This window comes from Streptomyces sp. NPDC002088, from assembly GCF_040296605.1.
In the GTDB taxonomy this organism is placed as follows: Bacteria; Actinomycetota; Actinomycetes; order Streptomycetales; family Streptomycetaceae; genus Streptomyces.
In genome coordinates, this window is record NZ_JBEOXO010000002.1 from 159,863 (window position 1) to 179,581 (window position 19,719).

The window sequence follows — 19,719 nt, forward strand, 5'->3', positions numbered from 1 at the left end:
GCGTGTCGTTCACCTGCCGGCTCGTACCCCGTACGCGTGGAAGCTCCAGAGCCCTGACTTCCACATCCTGAACGGGACAGAGATTCCCACGGGCGAGACTGTGCCAGAGGCGGTCAGCGCCGCATGGCTCCTCGAACACGGCCCTCTCACGTGGCTCGACGTCCTGCACCTGCACCACATCGACTTCGAGGACATCGCCACCCTGGAGCGCCTGCTCGACGCGTGCCTGGGCTACGGGGTCAACGTGGTCTTCACCGCCCACGACACCCGGTCCATGGTCGGCAACGCCGAAGGCTTCGTCGAGCGGCTGCGGCTGCTCCGATCTGCCGAGGTCAGCTGGGTCTGTCTCACTGAGGGATCCGTCACGAAGCTGACGGAGGTCCTCGGCGAGCGTGTCACTGCAACGGTCATCCCCCACGGATACGTCGCTGCCCCGGAGTCGCTGGCTGACCTGGAGCGCGAGGTGAGGGGCCCGGGGGCCAGGTACCTCATGTTCGGTGCCTCCCGGGCCAGCAGGGATCAGTTGTCCACCATGGCCAACTGGAGCCTGGGGATCACGGATCCCCACAGCACGCTCCACGTCCTCCTGCGCGCGTTCAGCCCTGCGGACTTCGCTGACGCCGGCCGTGCCCCGCTGCTCCTGGAGACGGCCCGGCACGATCCCCGTATCCGCCTCACCATGCGCCCGTATCCCAGGGACGACGAAGTGGTCAGAGCCGGGCTGGCTTCGGACTCCCTGCTGCTGCCGTACCTCTGGGGGAGTCACTCCGGGCAGCTGGAACTGGCCTTCGACCTGAACCTGCTTCCGGTCTGCTCCCTCACAGGGCACTTGCCCGAGCAGTACGAGCGGCACAAGGGATTCGTCGAGGAACCCGAATGGTTCGACTGGTCGCAGGGGCATCCCAACCTCTTCGGAGAGAAGTTCCTGACCGCGCTGGAGAAAGCGGCAGCACGGCTCGGCTCCAAGCCCCGCCGCCTCGACCCCGAGTTCCTCGACTACAGGACCCAGGAACACAAGACGATCCTGGACGACTACGCCCGCGTGTACGGGGGTGACAGGTGAGCGCCACTCCGCGTATTTCGTGCGTGATCCTGTGCCACAACTACGGCCGATATCTCGACCAGGCCATAACAAGCTGTCTGGAACAGGAGCCCGGAAACTTCGTCCTCCACGAAATCATCGTCATCGACGACGGATCCAACGACGAAACTGAGGAGGTATGCCGTCGCCACGAAAAGAACGTCAAGGTCATCCGGAGGAGCCAGCAAGGTTTCGGCCAAACCTTGACCGACGCCTTTCTCCTCAGCACAGGCGACTGGGTCGCTCCGCTCGACGCCGATGACTGGTTCCACCCATCGAAGCTACGTACATGCGCCGAGGCGATGACGGGTGAAACGCTGTTCATCGAGCACTGGGAAAACGTCGTCGACTCCAACGGAAAACCCAAGCTGAAAGACCCGCACCCGGGCGGAAACACGAGCACGCTGGTGGTCCATCGCGGGGCTGCCCTCAGTCTCCTGCCGGTGAGCAACGAGATCTTCTTCCACGCGCTGCGCGAGGCCGGCCGCGGTGCCGTCCTCCAGGACCCGTTGACCTTCTATCGGGTCCACTCCCACAGCATGACCGACCGAAGTACGCCCGGCCTGTCGCAGGATTATCGGGCCGAGGTGTGTCTGGGACTCTCGGATCGGCTCCGCATGATGTATGGGAACCCTCCCACCTGGGCGACCACTCGCCAGCTCAGGGGGATCTCCCAGCATTTCCGCGCACTCGCTTCCGGGCACAGAGTGGAATCCGCCCTGCAGCGAAAAAAGCACCTACCCGCCATGATCTTGCTTCCTGGGATGCTCATCGCCACGCTCCGAGCCCGAGACCCAATAGCCCCGTGGCTCCGCTCCCTCTCCAGTGCGATCGTGGGCCGGCCGCTAGTACAGCTCTCGACGGCCCAAGGAGAGCGGGCTCAACCGTGATCATTCCAGTGATGCGACGAGGGCGGCGATGATAAAATCGCCGCTTCCAATCCCTACTGGTCAGGCCAGTTGTCCGACCCAGGAGCGTATAAGCGCCATGAGCCGTTTGAGCGAGTCTGTCACCCGTGTCATGCACATCCTCGATGGGGCAGACCTGGGCGCGGACTATACGGCCGCGCAGCTGCTCAGCGAGACAACAGCACGGCGCTCCCTGGACCTCTCCGACCTCTCCCCCGAGGAGCAGGCCGCACTGGTCGAGGGGCGTGCGAACCACCTGATCCCCTCGGCCACGGTACTCGCCGAGAAGATCGAAGCCGCGCAGGCCGCCGGACGCCCGTTCGTCGTCAAGTACGGCATCGACCCGACCTCGCCCGACGTCCACCTGGGCCACGCGGTACCGATCATCATCGCCAGCCGGTTCCAGCGGATGGGCCACCACGTCGTCTTCATCATCGGTGACGTGACGGCCAAGATCGGTGACCCGTCGGGACGGTCCTCGGATCGACCGCCCCTCACCGACGAGGACATCGCCCGCAACCTGAGCGGCTACCAGCAGCAGGTCACGCCGTTCATCGACTTCGAGCGTGCCGACCTGCGCTTCAACGGCGAGTGGCTGAACAAGGTCACCCTGCCGGAGCTCGTCGGGGTTCTTGCCCGGGTGCCGGTCTCCATGTCGCTCCAGCGCGAGGACTTCCGCACCCGGCTAGCCGATGGCCATGGGCTGTCCGTCGCCGAGTTCGTCTACTCCGTCGTCATGGCCTGGGACTCCGTGGCCATCGACGCCGATGTCGAACTCGGCGGTGTGGACCAGCTGTTGAACCTCCAGATGTGCCGCAAGGTCATGGAGATCTCGGAGCAGGACCCCGAGGTCGTCATCACCACCCCGCTCATCGAGGGCACCGACGGCACGGGCACCAAGATGAGCAAGAGCAAGGGCAACTACGTGGGCCTGACGGCGTCGCCTGATGACGTCTACGGCCGGCTGATGTCCATCCCCGACCACCTGACCGAGCCGTACCTCCAGCTGCTCACCGAGTGGACGGACGCCGAGATCCGCGTGGTCACCAAGCGCCTAGAGGAGGGGACCGCGCACCCGATGGCGATCAAGCGCATCCTCGCCGGCGAGGTGGTCGCCGCCCTCCACGGCTTGGACGCTGCCGCCGCCGCTCGCGCGGAGTTCACGGCGCGCTTCTCCAAGCGCTCTTTCGGGGACACCCAGAACCTCCCCGTCATCTCCCTGAAGGACCACGGCGAGGACACGCTCGGGGCGCTGATCAGCCGCACGCTGGACTTCGCTCCAAGCATTTCCGCCGTGCGCCGTGTGGCTCAGCAGAAGGGCCTCCGTCTGATCCGCGAGTCGAACGGAGACCAGCAGCCGACGCCACTCACGGAGGCTTCTGTTCAGCAGACGCTCGGCGAAGTCGTCGGCGAGATCGGCGCGCTCGAAGGTGCCGAGCTGTACCTCAAGGTGGGCCGCAAGGTCGCCCGCATCGACGTCTGAGATCAGGCGCGGCGCCGACTCACCTTCGCGAGTCGGCGCCGTTCTGGTTGGCCTCTGCGGCACAGAGCCTGGTGCAGGCGTAGCTCTCCGGAGCGGCAAAGGCGCGACTACGGCACGGAGTTGGCCTACTGGGCCGATTGGACACCAACCTGGGTATCCGCGGGCACGAGGGCCGGTGTTTCGTCCTTGTAGCGTTGATCGCGGACATAGATCACGGGTGGTTTCCCGTCACCCGGGTCGCGTTTGTCCACGTCGAACAGCCCGATCGCCTCCATGAGCCCCATGAGCTTGGGATAGCCATAACTTCGGGGGTCGAAGTCGGGTCGGCGCTTCCTGATGATGTCACCGACGCCGCCGAGGTGAGCCCAGCCGTCGTCGTTCGAAGCCGCCTCCACGACACTGCGCAGCAAGTCCTCCAGCCCAGCGTCCCTCAACCTGCCCGCTGCAGCCTGCGCGGTCTGTCGCGGCATCACGCCCGCAGCCTGCGGGATGCTCGGGCTGTACGTGAGGTTTTCCGTGTAGATGAACTTGTCGCACGCCGCGACGAACGGCTTGGGCGTTTTGCGTTCACCGAACCCATATACCGTCAGGCCAGACTCGCGGATCCGGGCGGCCAGGCGAGTGAAGTCGCTGTCGCTGGAGACGATGCAGAATCCGTCGAAGCGTTCTGTGTAGAGCAGGTCCATGGCGTCGATCACCATGGCCGCGTCGGTGGCGTTCTTGCCCTTGGTGTAGGCGAACTGCTGGATGGGCTGGATCGACTGTTTGAGCAGCTGATCCTTCCAGCCCTTAAGTGAAGTCCCTGTCCAGTCGCCGTAGGCTCGCTTGACGTGAGCGGTGCCGTACTTGGCGACCTCGGCCAGCAGGCTCTCGACAATCCCGGGTTGGGCGTTGTCTGCGTCGATGAGCACCGCTAATTTCGCGGCGTTCGCGCTGGCGTCCATGCTGCTCCTGTCGTGATCGAAGCCGTGCGGTGGTGATGCTAAGCGGTTTCATCCCCTGAGGGGGCAATAATCGCGATCTCGGTGAAACTGGCGGATCTCCTCCTCGCCCGCCGTACGCGCTCGCAACGACCTCAAGGAGTGCCAACGTGACATAACCGACCCGCAACCGGCCACCAACCTGACCCAGCACCTCGTCCACATCGGCGAGGGGTTCGACCTGACCTTCCAGCACCTCGTGGACCGCGTGATGCAGGCGCATGCTGAGCCTTGGCGCCGTGGATCGCCAGGAGAATCTGGAGCCGCTCACCCCCAGGCTGTCCGTGCGGTCGTGATCAGCGCCGCCGGGCCTGTGACGGCTGCGGGGCCGGGGCGGCTGCTGCCGTGGGCCCTGGAGCGTCGTGGCGCTGTGCTGCGATGCCGACTCGTGCTGTACTTCGGGCCTGTGCTGCGTCGCGGGCTCGTGCGCTGGGTGCCGCCCTTGCGCTGAGGCGTTGGATGCGCCAGGTCAGGACTCGTGCGGGGGAGTCGGCGTCGTCCAGGGCGCGCTGGTCGGCGACCTGTTGGAGGAGCCGCTCCGGGTCGTGTCCGGCTGCTTCCGCCTGGGCGAGGGCGACGGTGAGAGCCGCGAAAGCAGGGTCTTCGATGACCTGCTCCGCGTGCTCGGGCACGACCTGGCGCAGGCGGCGGATCTGCCGCTCCACGGCCTGCTGGGGCGGCTGACGCTGTGCGAGAGCGGCCAGTGGTGCGGCGGCTGCTTGGTCGTAGGCGGCCTGGAGGTGGAGCAGGCTCTGGTGGGCCGCTGCGACTTGCTGGTCGTGGTGGCGGAGCTGGTGCCAGCGGGCAGCGGCAATGACCACGAGGATCGCCGCGTCGAGGAACATCGCCAGGATGGCGCCGTCCTTGGGGGCGGGCTCGCGGACCATCGCCCGTACGGCGCCGCGCAGAGCACGAGCGTGGTGGTGTTCGGCGCGGATGCGGGAGCGAGTGGCGCGCTCGAACGCGGTCGCCGCCTCACGCAGTTGGGGCCGCAGGGCCTGTGGAGCGAGGAGCGGGAGGGCGTCGAGGGCTTCGCCGAAGGCGGCGAGGTGGGCCTGGGAGGCTTCGTCGTCGGTCTGGTTGAGGTGGTGGGGGATGCGTTCGGTGGCGGCGGTGGCCTGGTGCCAGGGGTTGGGCCTGCGCTGGCCCGGCTGCCCAGCGGGCTGCGGGTCGATGTTTTCCAGGCACTTTTGGATCTTGGGGAAGGAGAGGTCTGGGGAGAGTTCGTAGCCGGAGAACCAGACGGGCTCGTGGTCGGCGGTGGTGGTGTCTTCGGCAGCGACCTTGTAACCGCGCACATCACCCGAGGGGAAGTACACGACCTCGACGAGCACGCCGTCGATGTGGCTCAGCAAGTGGACGAACTCCTCCACGTTGGAAGCAGCGGCCACGACGGTGCGCACGGTGGTGCGCAGGCGTTCACGGGCGGGCTTCTCGTAACCGGAGCGGCGGGCCTTCTCCTGCTCGGCGCGAGTGGGCCGCTTGGCGGCGGTGCGGTCACCGCGTACGACTCGAAAGAGGCCGTATTGCTTCTCGATGGCGGCGAGTTCGCGGTCGGCGGTGAGGTAGTCGTTCCAGTGCCGGGCGGTGCTCAGGTCGCTGCGGACCTTGGTGGCGGCGATGTGGATGTGGTCGGGGGCGTGGCGGACGGCGACCCACCGGCAGCCGTCTGGGTCACCGTCCGGCGCGATGCCGGTGGCCGCCACCACCCGGCGGGCGATGTCGGCCCACTCCTCGTCGTTGAGAAGGCGGTCACTCTCGGCAGCGCGGATCGAGCAGTGCCACACGTACTTCTCGGGGGCGCGGCCCAGTCGCCGGGCCTGCTTGACGTGCAGGTTGAGGTCGGCCACGAGGAGCTTCCTGGTGGCGTCGAAGTCGTCGGTGCGGCCGGGGTCGGGGGCGAAGCCGTCCCAGGAGGCGACCAGGTGGGGGTCGGTGTGGTCCTTGGCCTTCTTCGTGTCGAACAGGTACCGGATCAATCCGGCGGTGTCTTTGCCGTTGCTGATCTTCGCGATCATCGGGCCGCCTTTGTGGTGACGGCCTGGTTCGCGGCTGCCGCGATGTGGCGAACGGTGGCGCCGACGGCGGTCAGGGTCTGCTCGGCCTGGGCCAGGAGGGCGGTATCCCCAGGCTGTGGATCACCACCGGAGTTCAGCTTCTTGGCGATCTGGTTGATGTTGTGGCCGATCTTGGCGACCTCGCCACGCAGGGCGGTCAGCTCGTCAATGTAGTCGTCGAGCGGGGTGCGCTGGCCGGGCAGGGCGAGGTCGCCGTGGACGTGGGCCATGACGACGGCGCCGACGTAGTGGGCGCCAGCGATGTTCAGCGACCGGGCCATGCGCAGGATGTCGACCTTCTCGTCGACGCTGTAGCGGGCATCGACACGCTCCTTGCGCTGGCCGTTCGGGTCGGGCTTACGGCGGCGGGCGACACGGTGCAGCGCGGCGGCTTCGGCGGCACGCGGCAGCTGGGCGGCGGCGGTGTCGGCGGACTGTTCCCCCTCGGGTGCCCCCTGGTGCCCGAGGTCCTCCGCCACCCCCGGGGCGGAGGCTTCCCCGTTGCGGCCGTCCCTGGACGGTCCAGCGGGATACCTTGCTGACGCGTCTGGGGCTGGGGTGGTGGTCATCTCCTGCTGGTGCGTAGGGGGTTCGTGGTGTTGGTTGCGCATGGTGCGGTTCTCCGTGGGGTGTTGATGGCCAGTCAGCGACTGGACGAACTCGTCCCATACCTGCCAGGGCAAGGACGGATGGAGCGGCGATGTCGGGTTGACTCGTTGCGGGGCGGTCGCTCGTCCCCGCGCTGACCTGCGCGGGGACGAGCGATGTGAGTTACGCCGGAGCGATGGGAGCGCCAGCGGCGGTCTTGTCGAGGTCCTGCCGCTGAGATGCGGCCTCATCGAGTTCGGCCTGCAGGACGTCTTTGAGCCTTTCCGCGTCGGCCCTGCCGATGGGGAGGCCCTTGCCGCGGATCGTCGCTTCGATGTGGCGGCGCGAGGCACGGTCTCCGCGTCCCAGTGGCGCGGTACGGGCGATCGCGAGGTACTCATCGGACACAACGCTGGGCTTCTGGTCTTCCGGCTCGGCAGGAGACTGTGGGGATTCCGTCACAGTGGCGGCGCCCTGCGCCACCTCGGCAGAACCCCGAGCCACATCGGCCTGACCGTCCGCCACGTCGAGACCCACTGGCTCCGGGAGACCGTCGTGGCGTTCGGTGGCGTCAGTTGGGTCGGCGACGAGCTGGTGGATCTGCCGCATCAGGACGCCGAAGGCCAGCAGCGCGGCAGTCGGGGGAACCGCGGCGACCACGTAGTCGAGGAGAGGGACATGGGCGGCGTTCCCTGCACGGCTGACCCCAGCGACGTTGAGCGCGATGGAGCCGACTGATCCGGCGGCCGTGAGGCCGATGGCCCACCAGTCCGGTATCCGGCGCAAGCCCGCGCGGAGCATCAGCAGCTCGCCCGCGACGATGAAGGCATCCAAGGTTGCGGGCCAGGCCCACTGGCGGACCGGGGAGTTCTTGAGCCCGTGCTGGCCGGCGACCTCGGCGAGGTGCGCGTACGAGAGCCAGAACCCGCCGGCGGTGAGGGCGATGATGACGACTCCTGCCGCGCCGAGTGCATACCGTTCGGCAGCTTGCTTGGTCATCACTTGCCGCCCCTGAGCGCGTCGTAGGACAGGACGCAGCTGTTGGCGCCGAGGGTGAGGGTCATGGCGCGATCCCGGCCGGACGCCCGGTGGGAGGTCGTGCGATGGATGGGTATGGCGAGGGTGGTCAAGCGGGATACTCCTGCGGTGGTGGCGTGGTCCGTCTTTGCCGTCTTGGCCGTTGCAAGCGCAGGTCAGGGCCGGTACGGCAGGGGCGTCGGCATTTCGTCTTGGCGGTGCCGTCACGTCCTCGTGGCGCGTTAAGGCGGTGGCGGCGGCTCGGGAGCCGTGGACGGTTCGAATCCGTTTTCCGTCCCGTCCGCGTGTGGCGTGACCTGCGGTGATACGGCGTGGACGTGAGGGACGGCACAAGACGGAAGCGGGCGGCGCCCCGGCGGGCAGCAACGGCGTTCATGATCGTGTTGCCGTCCTGGCCCCGGTTGCCGTCTTGCCCGTATGCCGTTTGACCTGCGGGATTACGGCAGGGACGGCAAGGACGGCAAGGACGGCAAGGACGGCAACCGAGGGCGGGACGGGGCTCAGCCCTCGCTGCGGGCGGGGCCGGTGTCGACCGGGTGGACGGTCGGGCAGTAGCGGCGCCACGCGTCGAGGAACTTGTTGCGCGTGTAGCCCTTGCGCTGGGTGCCATCGGCGAGGCGGACATTGCCGGGCCTGATGTCGAAGTCGCGCAGCAGCGAGCCGAGCTCACGCGGGCTCAGCCCGTTGCGCCCCCACTCAGCCCAAGGGCCTTCCAGGTCCTGGCGCAGGTGGTGGAGGAGTTCGTCCGTGGAGAGGCTGTCGACCTCGCGCTGGGCGACGAAGACCCGCCGGATGTCGGCCAGGATCCGCGCTGAGCTGGGGTGGTCTTCCTCGGCCGCCGCTTCGGCCGTGACCATCTGCGCGCATGCCGCGCGGGCGAGGCGGGGCCAGGGCCCGGCGGCGAGGTCGGCGACGATCACCAGGGGCTCCCAGGTGTCGGCGGCGCGGTCCTCGACCGGCATGTCCGGTTCCAGGTCGGCTGCCTCGTCCAACAGCGGCCGTGCCCATGCGGCGATGCGGTCGCGCAGGTCGTGAAGGGCTGGGGTGTCGCGGCGGGAGCGGAAGGGCCTAACGCTCTCACCCTCGGCCCGGCGGCGCATACGAATCACCACCGACCGGTCCATGATCGTGTCGGGCAGGTCACCGATCCCCGCGAGCGCGGCCATGGCGAAGGTGGCGAACCGGTGCGGGGTGTGGTCGTTGCCGACGACGCGGGTGACATACCGGTTGCGCTGGTGGCCGGCGTTGAGCAGGCCGCGCATCTCCTCGTTCTTCTCCGCCTGCTTCGGCGTGCCGAAGATGGTGTCAGCCTCGTCCACCAGCAGGGTGGGCGGTTCGTCGGTGATGGAGCGGAAGATTGCCGCCGGCGTGGTGTTGATGGTGAGCATCGGCTCGTGGACCGTTTCGGTCAGCACGTCCAGGAGCCGCGATTTGCCGCACCGCTTCGCCGGCCCCACCACCGCCAGGCGCGGAGCGTGCTGCCACGCGGGCTGCAGGTGCGTCGCCACCACCCACAGCGTGACCGCGTCCAGCGCCTCCGGCGAGGGCAGGATCACGAACTGGGCTATCTGCGCATGCAGTTCGTCCAGCAGCTCGGAGCCGTACGTCGGCTCTGGATCCGGCACCGCCTCCTCAGCGGGCTGATCCACCGGAACCGTATCCGGCACCCGCTCATCGACCTCCGGGGCGGCTTCGGGCGCGTGGCCGGGCCGGCCGGGTACCGCGACCGCCGGCCATACCGCCTTGCCGGGTGCGGAATAGGGCTCGGGTGTCGTAGGTTGCACAGGGCAGCTCCTTATCCGGTGACGTCGGGCATGCAGGCCCGACTCACGCAGGTCGTTCGTTGGAATGCGGGCAGTGGAGTGTGCGGAGCCTCCGGCGTTGGCGCGCCGGGGGCTTTCTCGCTTCCTTGGCCGGGGCGAGGGAACACGGACAGTACGTCCACGCCCGGCCACAGTCCAGCGTTTCTGTGTCAGCTCAACGCAGAAGCGTCTGCTATGGGCTCGGGTGGTCATGCGGCCAGGCCGAGCAGGTTCAGCAGGTCGGCGGTCACAACGCGGTACGCCTTGCCCAGGCGCAGGACCTTGCACGGGTACTGGCCGCGCTTGGCCAGCTCGTAGCCCTTGCTCCGCCCCAGCCCCAGTGCGCGGTTGCCGGTGTCCAGGTCAACGGCGGCGGGCAAGGCAAGCAGCTCTTCTCGCGTCATGCCCTTGGGCTGCTCCGCGGTCTCGTTATTGCCCATGCGGTGCTCCGTCCATAAGTGAGCCCTCGGCGAATGCGGCATCACGTCCGGCTCCAGGCGATCACTAACCATCATCGGGAAGCTAATGTGTCTCCATGACACAACGCGGTTTCGATCCTAGAGATGACGAGGACGACGTCCCGGAGTGGGTGGATCAGGTGATGGCCACGGTGGCCGCCGAGGTCCGCAGACGAAGGAAGGAGCTGCGCATGAGCGCCCAGGACCTAGCTGACCGCTGCGCGGAGATCGGCCACCCGATCCCCCGCAACGTGATCGCCAACATGGAGTCCGGCCGCCGCGCCAACCTGCCCCTGGTCGACGTCCTCGTCCTCGCCGAAGCCCTGCGGACCTACCCCATCTGCCTGCTCTACCCCGTCGGCTACGTCGACCGAGTCCAGCGCCTTCCCCTGCAGGACTCCGAACCGGCCTGGGACGCCATGCGCTGGTTCACCGGCGACAGGGAGGACTTCGGCATGGAAGACGACATGCTCCGCTCCTTCCGCGCCCACGTCCGCCACCAGCGCGCCGCCCTGGCCGCCCTGAAGGGCGAGAAGCACGAGCGCTGGAAAGCCGAGACGGCACCCAACCAGGCCGAACGCGAGGAAGCCGTACTCGCCCAAGCCGACTACGCCGAAAGGGTGTTGGAAGCCAAGTACCGGCTCAGCAGCGCCCGCGCCTTCATCCGCGAAGACGGCGGCACACCACCGCACCTGCCGCCCGAACTCGCCGACGTCGACCCGCACACCGGCAACACCAATGAGGAGAATGATCTTTGAAGGGTTCCACCCACCGCCGCTGCTACTGCCGCGACGCCCACACCGGTAAGCCGCTCGGCAAGAAGTGCCCGAAGCTCTCCAGCCGCAAGCACGGCTCGTACTCCATACGCCAGGAGCTCCCGCCCCGCGCCGACGGCACCCGCCGCTCCTTCAGCCGCGCCGGCTACGACTCCCTCAAGGCCGCCCAGGCGGACCTCGACCACGTCCGCGCCCTGCTCGGCCTCGCCGACAGCGACGACCCCGAGGGCATGGAGCTGATTGCCGCCATGCTGGAGGAGGTCGGCGACGAGAAGTCGCCACTGCCGGATGTCGAGGAGACCCGGCGGCGTCTGAAGTCCGGTCAGGACCTGATCGGCCGCCTGACCGTCGGCGAGTGGCTCGACCGATGGCTCGACGGCAAACGCATCCGCAAGTCGGGACTCAGCCGCTACGAGACCGATATCCGGTTCCACTTGAAGCCTCGGATCGGCCACCACCGTCTCGATCGGCTGCGCGTGAGCCATCTCAGCGAGATGTTCACGGCCATCTCCGACGCCAATGCCGAGATCCTGGAGCAGAACGCCCAGCGCCGTGCCGCGGTCGAGGAGTTGGCCACCGTGCCGTGGAAGGGCACAGACAACCGCGCCCACCGCAAGGTGATGAAAACGGCGATCGACGCCATGCCGCCGTTCCGGCGTGTGACCGGTCCGGCTACCCGGATGCGTATCAAGGCCACGCTGCGGGCTGCGTTGAACGACGCGATCGGCCACCAGATCCTCACCTTCAACCCGGCGGCCCACGTCGAACTCGACCCCGTGCGCAAGCCGAAGGCCCTGGTGTGGACCGACGCACGGGTCGCCAGGTGGGAGCAGACGGGTGAGAAGCCCTCCCCCGTCATGGTCTGGACGCCCGAACAGACTGGCGCGTTCCTCGACTTCCTCGCGGAGGACCGGCTGTACGCGATGTGGCACCTGATCGCCTTCCGCGGCCTGCGGCGGGGCGAGGCATGCGCGCAGCCCTGGTCGGAGACCAACCTCGATGACCACTCCCTGACCGTCTCCGCCCAGCTCGTCCAGGACGGGTGGGAGGTCGAGACCTCCGAGCCCAAGACGGACAGCGGCTTCCGCGTGGTCGCCCTCGACGACGACACCGTCAACGTCCTGAAGCGGCACCGCGAACAACAGGACGCGGACCGCGAGGAGTGGGGATCAGCCTGGGTCGAGACCGGCATGGTCTTCACCCAGGAAGACGGCTCCTGGCTCCATCCCGGGAAGCTGACCGACCTCTTCGAGCGCCTCGTCGCCGCCTCCGGGCTCCCGCCGATCCGGCTGCACGACCTCCGGCACGGGGCGGCCACGCTCATGCTCGCCGCCGGCATCGACGTGAAGATCGTGTCGGACACGCTCGGGCACAGCGACACCCGGATCACGCGGGACATTTACCAGAGCGTTCTGCCGCAGGTCGGCAAGAACGCGGCCGAGGCCACCGCCAAGCTGGTTCCGCTTCAGCAGAAGACCGAGGCGGAGGAGGCCCGTAAGGCCGCCAAGAAGGCCAAGGACACGGCGAAAGCCGAGGCCAGGGCCAAGAGGAAGGGCAAGCGGAAGAAGCCCAAGAAGTAGGGCACCGGACCGCTCCGCTCACGCATCGCTCACGCAAGCCATCTCGCGGCACTCCGGCCGTGTGATGCATCATGCCCCGAGCAGGGAAAAACCCCAGGTCACGGCGAGTGAGTCCTGGGGTTTCTCGGAGCCGCCTTCGGGATTCGAACCCGAGACCTACGCATTACGAGTGCGTTGCTCTGGCCATCTGAGCTAAGGCGGCGCGCTGTCCGCACCATGGTGCGATCAGCAACGTCGGTAAGTCTACACAGTCTCGAGGGGTGCTTCGTACCGGCCCCGGAGTGCGGCGTCCGGGGCCGGTGACCTGGGCTACGAGCAGCGCTTTCCGTTGGCCGGAGGGGTGCCGTGGAGGAGGTAGGTGTTGATGGCGGAGTCGATGCAGGTGCTGCCACGGCCGAAGGCGGTGTGGCCGTCGCCCACGTAGGTGAGGAGGCGGCCCGAGGAGAGCTGACGGGCCAGGGACTGGGCCCAGCGGTACGGGGTCGCCGGGTCGCGGGTCGTGCCGACCACGACGATCGGGGCCGCGCCCTTCGCCTGGATGCGGCGCGGCTCCCCCGTGGACTTCACCGGCCAGTACGCGCAGTTCAGGGCGGACCAGGCGAGACCCTCACCGAAGACCGGGGAGGCCTTCTCGAAGGCAGGAAGGGCGTTCCGTACCTGATCGGGGGAGGAGAACGCCGCCGGGAGGTCCAGGCAGTTCACCGCCGCGTTGGCGAAGATCAGGTTCGTGTACCGGCCGTCGGCGTCACGCTCGTAGTAGCTGTCGGAGAGGGCGAGCAGGCCCGCGCCGTCGTTCTCCTTCATCGCCGAGTTCAGCGCCTCGCGCAGCCGCTCCCAGGCCCCCTCGTCGTACATCGCGGCGATCACGCCGGTGGTGGCGAGGGACTCGGTGAGCTTGCGGCCGTCCGCGTCGCCGGTGGGGATGGGGTGGGCGTCGAGCTTCAGGAAGAACGCCCTGAGGCTGTCGCCGACCTGCCCGGGCGTCTTGTCCTTGCTGTCGAGCGGGCAGTCGCTCTGCCGCACGCAGTCCTTCGCGAACGACTGGAACGCCGTCTCGAAGCCCGCCGTCTGGTCGAGGTTGATCTGGCGGGCGGACAGCGACGGATCCAGCGCGCCGTCCAGGACGAGCCGGCCCACCCGCCCGGGGAACAGGCCCGCGTACGTCGCCCCGAGGAGCGTCCCGTACGACGCTCCCACGTAGTTCAGCTTCTGGTCGCCCAGCACCGCACGCAGGATGTCCATGTCCCGGGCCGCCTCGACGGTGGAGACATGGCGGAGCAGCTTCGGGGAATCTCGGCCGCAGCCCTCCGCGAACTTCTTGTACGCGTCGACGAGTCCGTTGACCTCCTTCTGGTCGTCGGGCGTGACGTCCACCTCCGTGAACGCGTCCATCTGCCGCCCGTCGAGGCATTCGACGGGCTCGCTGCGGGCCACACCCCGCGGATCGACCGCGACCATGTCGTAGCGGGCGCGGACCTCGGCCGGGTAGCCGATGCCGGCGTATTGCTGGAGGTAGCCGACCGCCGAGCCGCCCGGCCCACCCGGGTTCACCAGCAGCGAGCCCAGAGGCTTGCCCGGCCCTGTGGCCTTCTTGCGGGCCACGGCCAGCCTGACGTCGCCGGCGGTGGGCTTGGCGTAGTCGAGCGGCGCCTTCATCGTGGCGCACTCGAAGCCGGGGACACCGCAGCTACGCCAGGCCAGCTTCTGCCCGTAGTACGACGAGAGCGCGGAGGGCGTGGCACGGGGCAACGCGGCCAGCGCCGCCTCCGCCGCCGAACTACCGGAACTCGTCGTGCCCGCGGAGGAGCAGGCGGAGACGAGCAGGGCCGCGGCGGCGAGCAAGGTGCCGACGGTACGGATCGTGAAGGTGCCGGTAGCTCCGGAGCAGTGCTGAGGATTTCGACTGGTCGGACGGAGGGCGCGCCTGATGTACATCACGAGATCCTAACCCTGTGCGACGGTTCGGATGCGTTCCGTGCGGAACGCGCCTCGTAAGAGTTACGTCGTCAACCTGCGGTGATGGGCCCCGGCGGCAACCACTCGTCGCTGCGCCCCAGCCCGACCCCAGGCCGCTTTCAGCCCGATCTCAGCGCCATCGTCATCGCCTCCACCGCCAGCAGCGGGGCCACGTTCCGGTCGAGGGCGTCGCGGCAGGCGGCGATCGCCTCGATACGGCGGAGGGTGGACTCCGGGCTGCTGCCGCGGGCGAGGCGCTCCAGGGTGTCTTCGGCGTCCGCGTTGGCGAGGGCGATCCGGGAGCCGAGCTGGAGAGCGAGTACGTCGCGGTAGAAGCCGGTGAGGTCGGTGAGGGCCAGGTCGAGGCTGTCGCGCTGCGTCCGCGTCCGGCGGCGCTTCTGCATCTCCTCCAGGTCCTTCATGACGCCCGCTGTGCCGCGCGGCATCCGGCCGCCCTGGGACGCGCCCATGGCCGCCTTCAGCTCGTCGGTCTCCTTGCCGTCCATCTCCTCGGCGAGCTGCTTGGCATCCTCGGCGGCCGCGTCGACGAGCTCCTGGGCGGCCTTGAGACAGCCGCCGATGTCCTCGACCCGCAGCGGCAGCTTCAGCACGGCGGCCCGGCGCTCGCGCGCGGCCGGATCGGAGGCGAGGCGCCGGGCCCGGTCGACGTGCCCCTGGGTGGCGCGGGCGGCGGCAGCGGCGACGCCGGGCTCGATGCCCTCACGGCGTACGAGCAGGTCGGCGACGGCGTCGACGGACGGTGTCCGCAGGTTCAGGTGGCGGCAGCGGGAGCGGATGGTCGGCAGGACGTCTTCCAGCGAGGGTGCGCACAGCAGCCAGACCGTGCGGGGGGCAGGCTCCTCCACGGCCTTGAGGACGGCGTTGGCGGACTTCTCGTTCAACCGCTCGGCGTCCTCGACGAGGATGACCTGCCAGCGGCCGTTGGCCGGTGACGTGAACGACTTTCGGACCGTGTCCCGCATGTCCTTCACGAGGATCTCCGCGCCCACGGCGGCGACCGTGCTGACGTCGGCGTGGGTGCCGACGAGCGCCGTGTGACAGCCGTCGCAGAACCCGCAGCCGGGGGCTCCGCCGAGCGCCCGGTCGGGGCTCACGCACTGCAACGCGGCGGCGAAGGCACGCGCCGTCTGTGTCCGCCCCGCCCCGGGCGGCCCGGTGAACAGCCAGGCGTGCGTCATCTTCGACGCCTCGGGCAGCGGCGCGTCGGCAGCGACCGCCGTGACGAGGGCGTCGGCGTCCCGGGCAGCGGCGGCCAGTTGCTCGCTGACCTTCTCCTGCCCGACGAGGTCGTCCCACACGGTCATGGGTCACGCCGCCCTTTCGTCATGTTTCGCGGTGCGGAATCCGTTTCGCATCACGGGATCCGTTTCGCATTACTTCGCATTACGGGATCCGTTTCGCGTTACGGGATCCGTTTCGCGTTACGGGATCCGTTTCGCGCTGCAGGATCCATTGTGCGGGGAGCCACTGACAACGCAGCCACCGACCGCGCGAGCACGGCCACCGAGGCGCCCCGGGCCGACCAGGGGCCCGGGGGCCCAGGGGCCCCAAGCGGCCCAGACTCAGGCTCAGACGACCGAGCTCAGCGCCCCCGGCCCCGCCTGCGCCCCGGCTCGTCGCCGTACCCCTCGTTCTCGTCCCCGCGCGGCCCGAGCAGCTCGTCCGCCAGCGTCGGCAGGTCGTCCAGCGGCGTCTCCTCGGCCCAGTCGGGCCGGGCCCGCCGCCTCGGCATTCCTTGCTCGTCGACCTGCGGCAGCTCCCGCGTACGGTCGTCGGAACGGTCCGCCTGCGATGCCCCCGACGGCCCGGACGAGCCGGACGGCTCGTCCCGGAAGTACCCGGACGGCACCCGGTCCGTGGGGTCCTCCCCGCGCACGGGAGGCAGCACGGCCGTCTCGTCGGCCGCCCCGGGAGCGACCGCGGGCAGCACCGCGGTCTCATCGGCCGCGCCCGGCGGCACGGGCGGCGCCGGCGGCTGCGGCTGCGGCAGCTCGGCCGTCACCTCGGAGTCGGACCCTCCGGAAGTCTGATCGGCAGCCCTTGTCCCGGGCCCCTGCTCGACCCGCGGCAGCACCGTCGTCTCGTCCGCCGGCCCGCCCGACGCGTTCGTCGGCGTCACCACCGGCGTCGGCACCGTCACCGCGTCCGGCGTCACGCCCGCGGCCGACGGTGCCGTGGGCTGCGGCCCCGCCTGCGCGACGGCCGCGGCCTGCTCGGCCGCCCGGCGCGCCTCCTCGGCCCGCAGCAGCGCTTCCTCGGCCTTGCGCTGCTTCTCCAGGCGCCGCGCCTCGGCCTCGGCGTGCAGCCTGGCCTCCTCCTCGGCCTGCTTGCGCCGCCGTTCCTCCTCGGCCCTGCGCCGTGCTTCCTCCTCGGCCCGGACCTTCTCCTCGGCGAGGAGCCGTGCCCGCTCCTCCTCGGCACGCCGGCGCGCTTCCTCGGCCCGCTGCCGGGCCTCCTCCGCCTGCCGTTCGGCCTCGCGCCGCTGCGCCTCCTCCAGCTCGCGCCGCTTGCGCTCCTCCTCCTCGGCGCGCAGCCGCTCCAGCTGCTCCTGGCGCTCGCGCTCCAGGCGTTCCTCCTCGGCCTTGCGCGCGGCCTCCTCCTCGGCCTTGCGGCGGGCCTCCTCCTCAGCCGCCTTGCGGGCCTCCTCCGCGGCCTTCACCTCGGCCTCGGACAGCGGCAGCATCTGGTCGAGCCGGTGCCGGACGACCGTCGTCACCGCCTCGGGCTCCTGGGCGGCGTCGACGACCAGGTACCGCCCGGGGTCGGCGGCGGCCAGCGTCAGGAAACCGGACCGCACGCGCGCGTGGAACTCGGCGGGCTCCGACTCCAGCCGGTCCGGCGCCTCCGTGAACCGCTCTCGGGCGGCCTCCGGCGACACGTCCAGCAGCACCGTCAGATGCGGCACCAGCCCGTTCGTCGCCCAGCGCGAGATCCGCGCGATCTCGGTCGGTGACAAGTCCCGGCCTGCCCCTTGGTACGCCACCGACGAGTCGATGTACCGGTCGGAGATCACCACCGCGCCGCGCTCCAGCGCGGGCCGTACGACGGTGTCGACGTGCTCGGCGCGATCCGCCGCGTACAGCAGCGCCTCCGCGCGGTGCGACAGCCCGGCCGACGACACATCCAGCAGGATCGACCGCAGTCGCTTGCCCACGGGCGTGGCCCCGGGCTCGCGTGTGAGGACGACCTCGTGCCCCTTGGCCCTGATCCACTCGGCGAGCGCCTCGGCCTGCGTGGACTTGCCTGCGCCGTCGCCGCCCTCCAGGACGATGAAGAAGCCGCCGGCCGCGGGCGCCTGCACCGGGTCGTCGCCGCCGAGCAGCGCGTCCCGCAGGTCGTGCCGCAGCGGTACGCCGGAACGGTCGTCGACCTTGGCGAGCACCAGCGCGGCCACCGGCAGCAGCAGTGCGCCGACCAGCATCAGGGTGAAGGCGGCCCCGCCGTGCGCGAACACGAACTTGCCGTTTTCCAGCCGGTGCGGCCCGATGAGCGCCGCCACCAGCGGGGCGATCAGCGCACCCAGCGCCACGAAGACCCGTACGACCGCGTGCAGGTGCTCGGTCGTGCGCGCTCGCCGGTGGTCCTCGGCCTCCTGGTCGAGCAGCGTGTGCCCGGTGTTGGCGGCCACACCCGCGCCGACGCCGGCCAGCGCGACGATCAGCAGCACGCTGGTGACGTCCGGGACAAGCCCGGCGGCCAGCAGCGCCACGCCGGTGAAGGCGATCGCCAACGACAGCAGCCGGCGTCGCGAAAGCGTCGGCAGGACGGCCGGGGCGGTACGGATGCCGACCACGACACCGCCGGTCAGCGCCAGCACCAGCAGCCCGTACAGCACGGGGCCGCCGCCCAGGTCCTTGGCGTGCAGCACCGACACGGCGACGCCGGCGGCGACCGCCCCGGCGACGGCGGCGCAGGCGAGCACCAGCAGCGGGATCGCACCCGTACGGCCGGTGTCGACGCCCGCGGCCGTCTTGGGCCGGCGCAGGCCCTCCAGCGGCGACCGCGCGCGCGGGGTGCGCACGTCGGGCAGCTCCAGGAAGGTCAGCACCGACAGAGACGCGGCGAACAGCCCCGCCGCGACATACGACCCGAGGGCCGCCTGGTGCTGGGCGAACCAGTCGATCCCGGCGCCCAGCAGGTTGTTGACCAGCGCCGCGGCGGCCAGCGCGGCGGCCGCGAGGGGGATCGCCACGAAGCTCGTACGCAGCGACAGGCGGCGCAGGGCGTCCAGGTGGTCCGGCAGCGGTCGTACCGTCGCGCCCTCCGGGGGCGGGGCGGGCAGCAGGGCGGGCGCCGCGCTCTCGCGGCACACCGTCCAGAAGCGCTCGGCGACACCGGTCACGAACACGGTGACCAGGAGGACCGCCAGTGCGTCGTCGGGCGTCCAGTCGATCCACAGCGGCGCGATGATCAGCAGCGCGGCCCGCAGACCGTCGGCGCCGACCATCGTCCAGCGGCGGTCGAGCGGGCCCTCCTGCGAGGTCAGCGAGGTGAGCGGACCGAGGAGTACGGCGCCGAAGAGCAGGGTCGCCAGGACGCGTGCCCCGAAGACGGTCCCCACCGCGAAGGCCACGCCCCGGTACCCGCCGCCGAAGGAGCCGTCGGCGATCGCCGCCTGAAGGGCCAGGACGACCAGCACCAGGAGCGCGAGGATGTCCCCCACGCCTCCCACGAGTTGGGCGCTCCACAGCCGCTTGAGCTGCGGCTGGCGCAGCAGGGCGCGGACGGCGCGCTCGCGGGAGTCTGCCACCAGGGCGTCGTCCGGGGCCGGGTGGTTGGCCGTTGGCTGCTCGGCTCGCGTCATGCATTCAGCCTATCGGGACCCACCGACAGCCCGGGGCGCACGCCCGGACGTGCGCACGCCCCGACACCAAAGTGATGCCGGGGCGTGCGTTTCACGATCCTGCGGTGAAGGGAACCGGGCCGTCGGAGACCCGCGGCCTGAGATCCGCCGTCGGAGAGCCGCGGCCGATCTCAGCCGTCCGCGGCTT

15 protein-coding genes and 1 tRNA gene are annotated in these 19,719 nt (G+C 69.7%); 5 read left to right on the forward strand and 11 right to left on the reverse strand.

Annotation, left to right across the window (positions count from 1 at the left end):
* Positions 1-100: 100 nt before the first annotated feature.
* From ABT114_RS04470 to tyrS, 3 genes are all read left to right on the forward strand, one after another.
* Complete coding sequence (locus tag ABT114_RS04470) at positions 101-1,063, forward strand: hypothetical protein (protein WP_351138500.1); 963 nt, start codon at positions 101-103, stop codon at positions 1,061-1,063.
* Entirely contained in the window at positions 1,060-1,971 is a 912-nt protein-coding gene (locus ABT114_RS04475) for a glycosyltransferase family 2 protein (RefSeq protein WP_351138501.1), read from the forward strand. Before ABT114_RS04470 ends, ABT114_RS04475 begins: the two co-directional genes overlap by 4 nt.
* A 97-nt stretch (positions 1,972-2,068) precedes the next feature.
* Positions 2,069-3,472 carry a tyrosine--tRNA ligase gene (gene tyrS, locus ABT114_RS04480; RefSeq protein WP_351138503.1) on the forward strand — a complete coding sequence of 468 codons (1,404 nt, stop codon included), beginning with the start codon at positions 2,069-2,071 and terminating at the stop codon, positions 3,470-3,472.
* Between the two features lie 125 nt (positions 3,473-3,597).
* Here tyrS and ABT114_RS04485 read toward each other — a convergent pair whose 3' ends face one another.
* The 7 genes from ABT114_RS04485 to ABT114_RS04515 form a co-directional block, all read right to left on the reverse strand.
* On the reverse strand, positions 3,598-4,416 hold the full coding sequence (locus ABT114_RS04485; RefSeq protein WP_351138505.1) for an NYN domain-containing protein: 819 nt from the start codon (positions 4,414-4,416) through the stop codon (positions 3,598-3,600).
* A 332-nt stretch (positions 4,417-4,748) separates the two neighbouring features.
* Positions 4,749-6,470, reverse strand: a complete 1,722-nt coding sequence (locus ABT114_RS04490) for a relaxase/mobilization nuclease domain-containing protein (protein ID WP_351138507.1) — start codon at positions 6,468-6,470, stop codon at positions 4,749-4,751.
* A complete protein-coding gene (gene mobC, locus ABT114_RS04495; RefSeq protein WP_502987379.1) occupies positions 6,467-6,988 on the reverse strand; it encodes a plasmid mobilization relaxosome protein MobC in 522 nt (173 codons plus the stop codon). Before mobC ends, ABT114_RS04490 begins: the two co-directional genes overlap by 4 nt.
* A gap of 292 nt (positions 6,989-7,280) precedes the next feature.
* On the reverse strand, positions 7,281-8,096 hold the full coding sequence (locus tag ABT114_RS04500) for a DUF2637 domain-containing protein (protein WP_351138511.1): 816 nt from the start codon (positions 8,094-8,096) through the stop codon (positions 7,281-7,283).
* Positions 8,096-8,227, reverse strand: a complete 132-nt coding sequence (locus tag ABT114_RS04505; RefSeq protein WP_351138513.1) for a hypothetical protein — start codon at positions 8,225-8,227, stop codon at positions 8,096-8,098. The genes ABT114_RS04500 and ABT114_RS04505 overlap by 1 nt, the downstream gene beginning before the upstream one ends.
* 408 nt (positions 8,228-8,635) lie before the next feature.
* Positions 8,636-9,919 carry a DUF3631 domain-containing protein gene (locus ABT114_RS04510; protein WP_351138515.1) on the reverse strand — a complete coding sequence of 428 codons (1,284 nt, stop codon included), beginning with the start codon at positions 9,917-9,919 and terminating at the stop codon, positions 8,636-8,638.
* 227 nt (positions 9,920-10,146) lie between these two features.
* On the reverse strand, positions 10,147-10,377 hold the full coding sequence (locus tag ABT114_RS04515) for a hypothetical protein (RefSeq protein ID WP_351138518.1): 231 nt from the start codon (positions 10,375-10,377) through the stop codon (positions 10,147-10,149).
* A gap of 95 nt (positions 10,378-10,472) precedes the next feature.
* On the opposite strand from ABT114_RS04515, the gene ABT114_RS04520 reads away from it, so the two are divergent.
* Both ABT114_RS04520 and ABT114_RS04525 read left to right on the forward strand, forming a co-directional pair.
* On the forward strand, positions 10,473-11,153 hold the full coding sequence (locus tag ABT114_RS04520; RefSeq protein ID WP_351138520.1) for a helix-turn-helix domain-containing protein: 681 nt from the start codon (positions 10,473-10,475) through the stop codon (positions 11,151-11,153).
* Positions 11,150-12,751 carry a tyrosine-type recombinase/integrase gene (locus ABT114_RS04525; protein ID WP_351138522.1) on the forward strand — a complete coding sequence of 534 codons (1,602 nt, stop codon included), beginning with the start codon at positions 11,150-11,152 and terminating at the stop codon, positions 12,749-12,751. The genes ABT114_RS04520 and ABT114_RS04525 overlap by 4 nt, the downstream gene beginning before the upstream one ends.
* A 128-nt stretch (positions 12,752-12,879) precedes the next feature.
* Here ABT114_RS04525 and ABT114_RS04530 read toward each other — a convergent pair.
* The 4 genes from ABT114_RS04530 to tmk form a co-directional block, all read right to left on the reverse strand.
* Positions 12,880-12,953 (reverse strand) — tRNA-Thr (locus ABT114_RS04530).
* Between the two features lie 107 nt (positions 12,954-13,060).
* Complete coding sequence (locus tag ABT114_RS04535) at positions 13,061-14,686, reverse strand: alpha/beta hydrolase (RefSeq protein ID WP_351138524.1); 1,626 nt, start codon at positions 14,684-14,686, stop codon at positions 13,061-13,063.
* A 140-nt stretch (positions 14,687-14,826) separates the two neighbouring features.
* Positions 14,827-16,032, reverse strand: coding sequence for a DNA polymerase III subunit delta' (locus tag ABT114_RS04540; protein ID WP_351138526.1), 1,206 nt, complete (start codon positions 16,030-16,032; stop codon positions 14,827-14,829).
* A 278-nt stretch (positions 16,033-16,310) separates the two neighbouring features.
* Positions 16,311-19,532 (reverse strand): dTMP kinase, encoded by a 3,222-nt coding sequence (gene tmk / locus ABT114_RS04545; protein WP_351138528.1) that lies wholly within the window; start codon positions 19,530-19,532, stop codon positions 16,311-16,313.
* Positions 19,533-19,719: the final 187 nt, after the last annotated feature.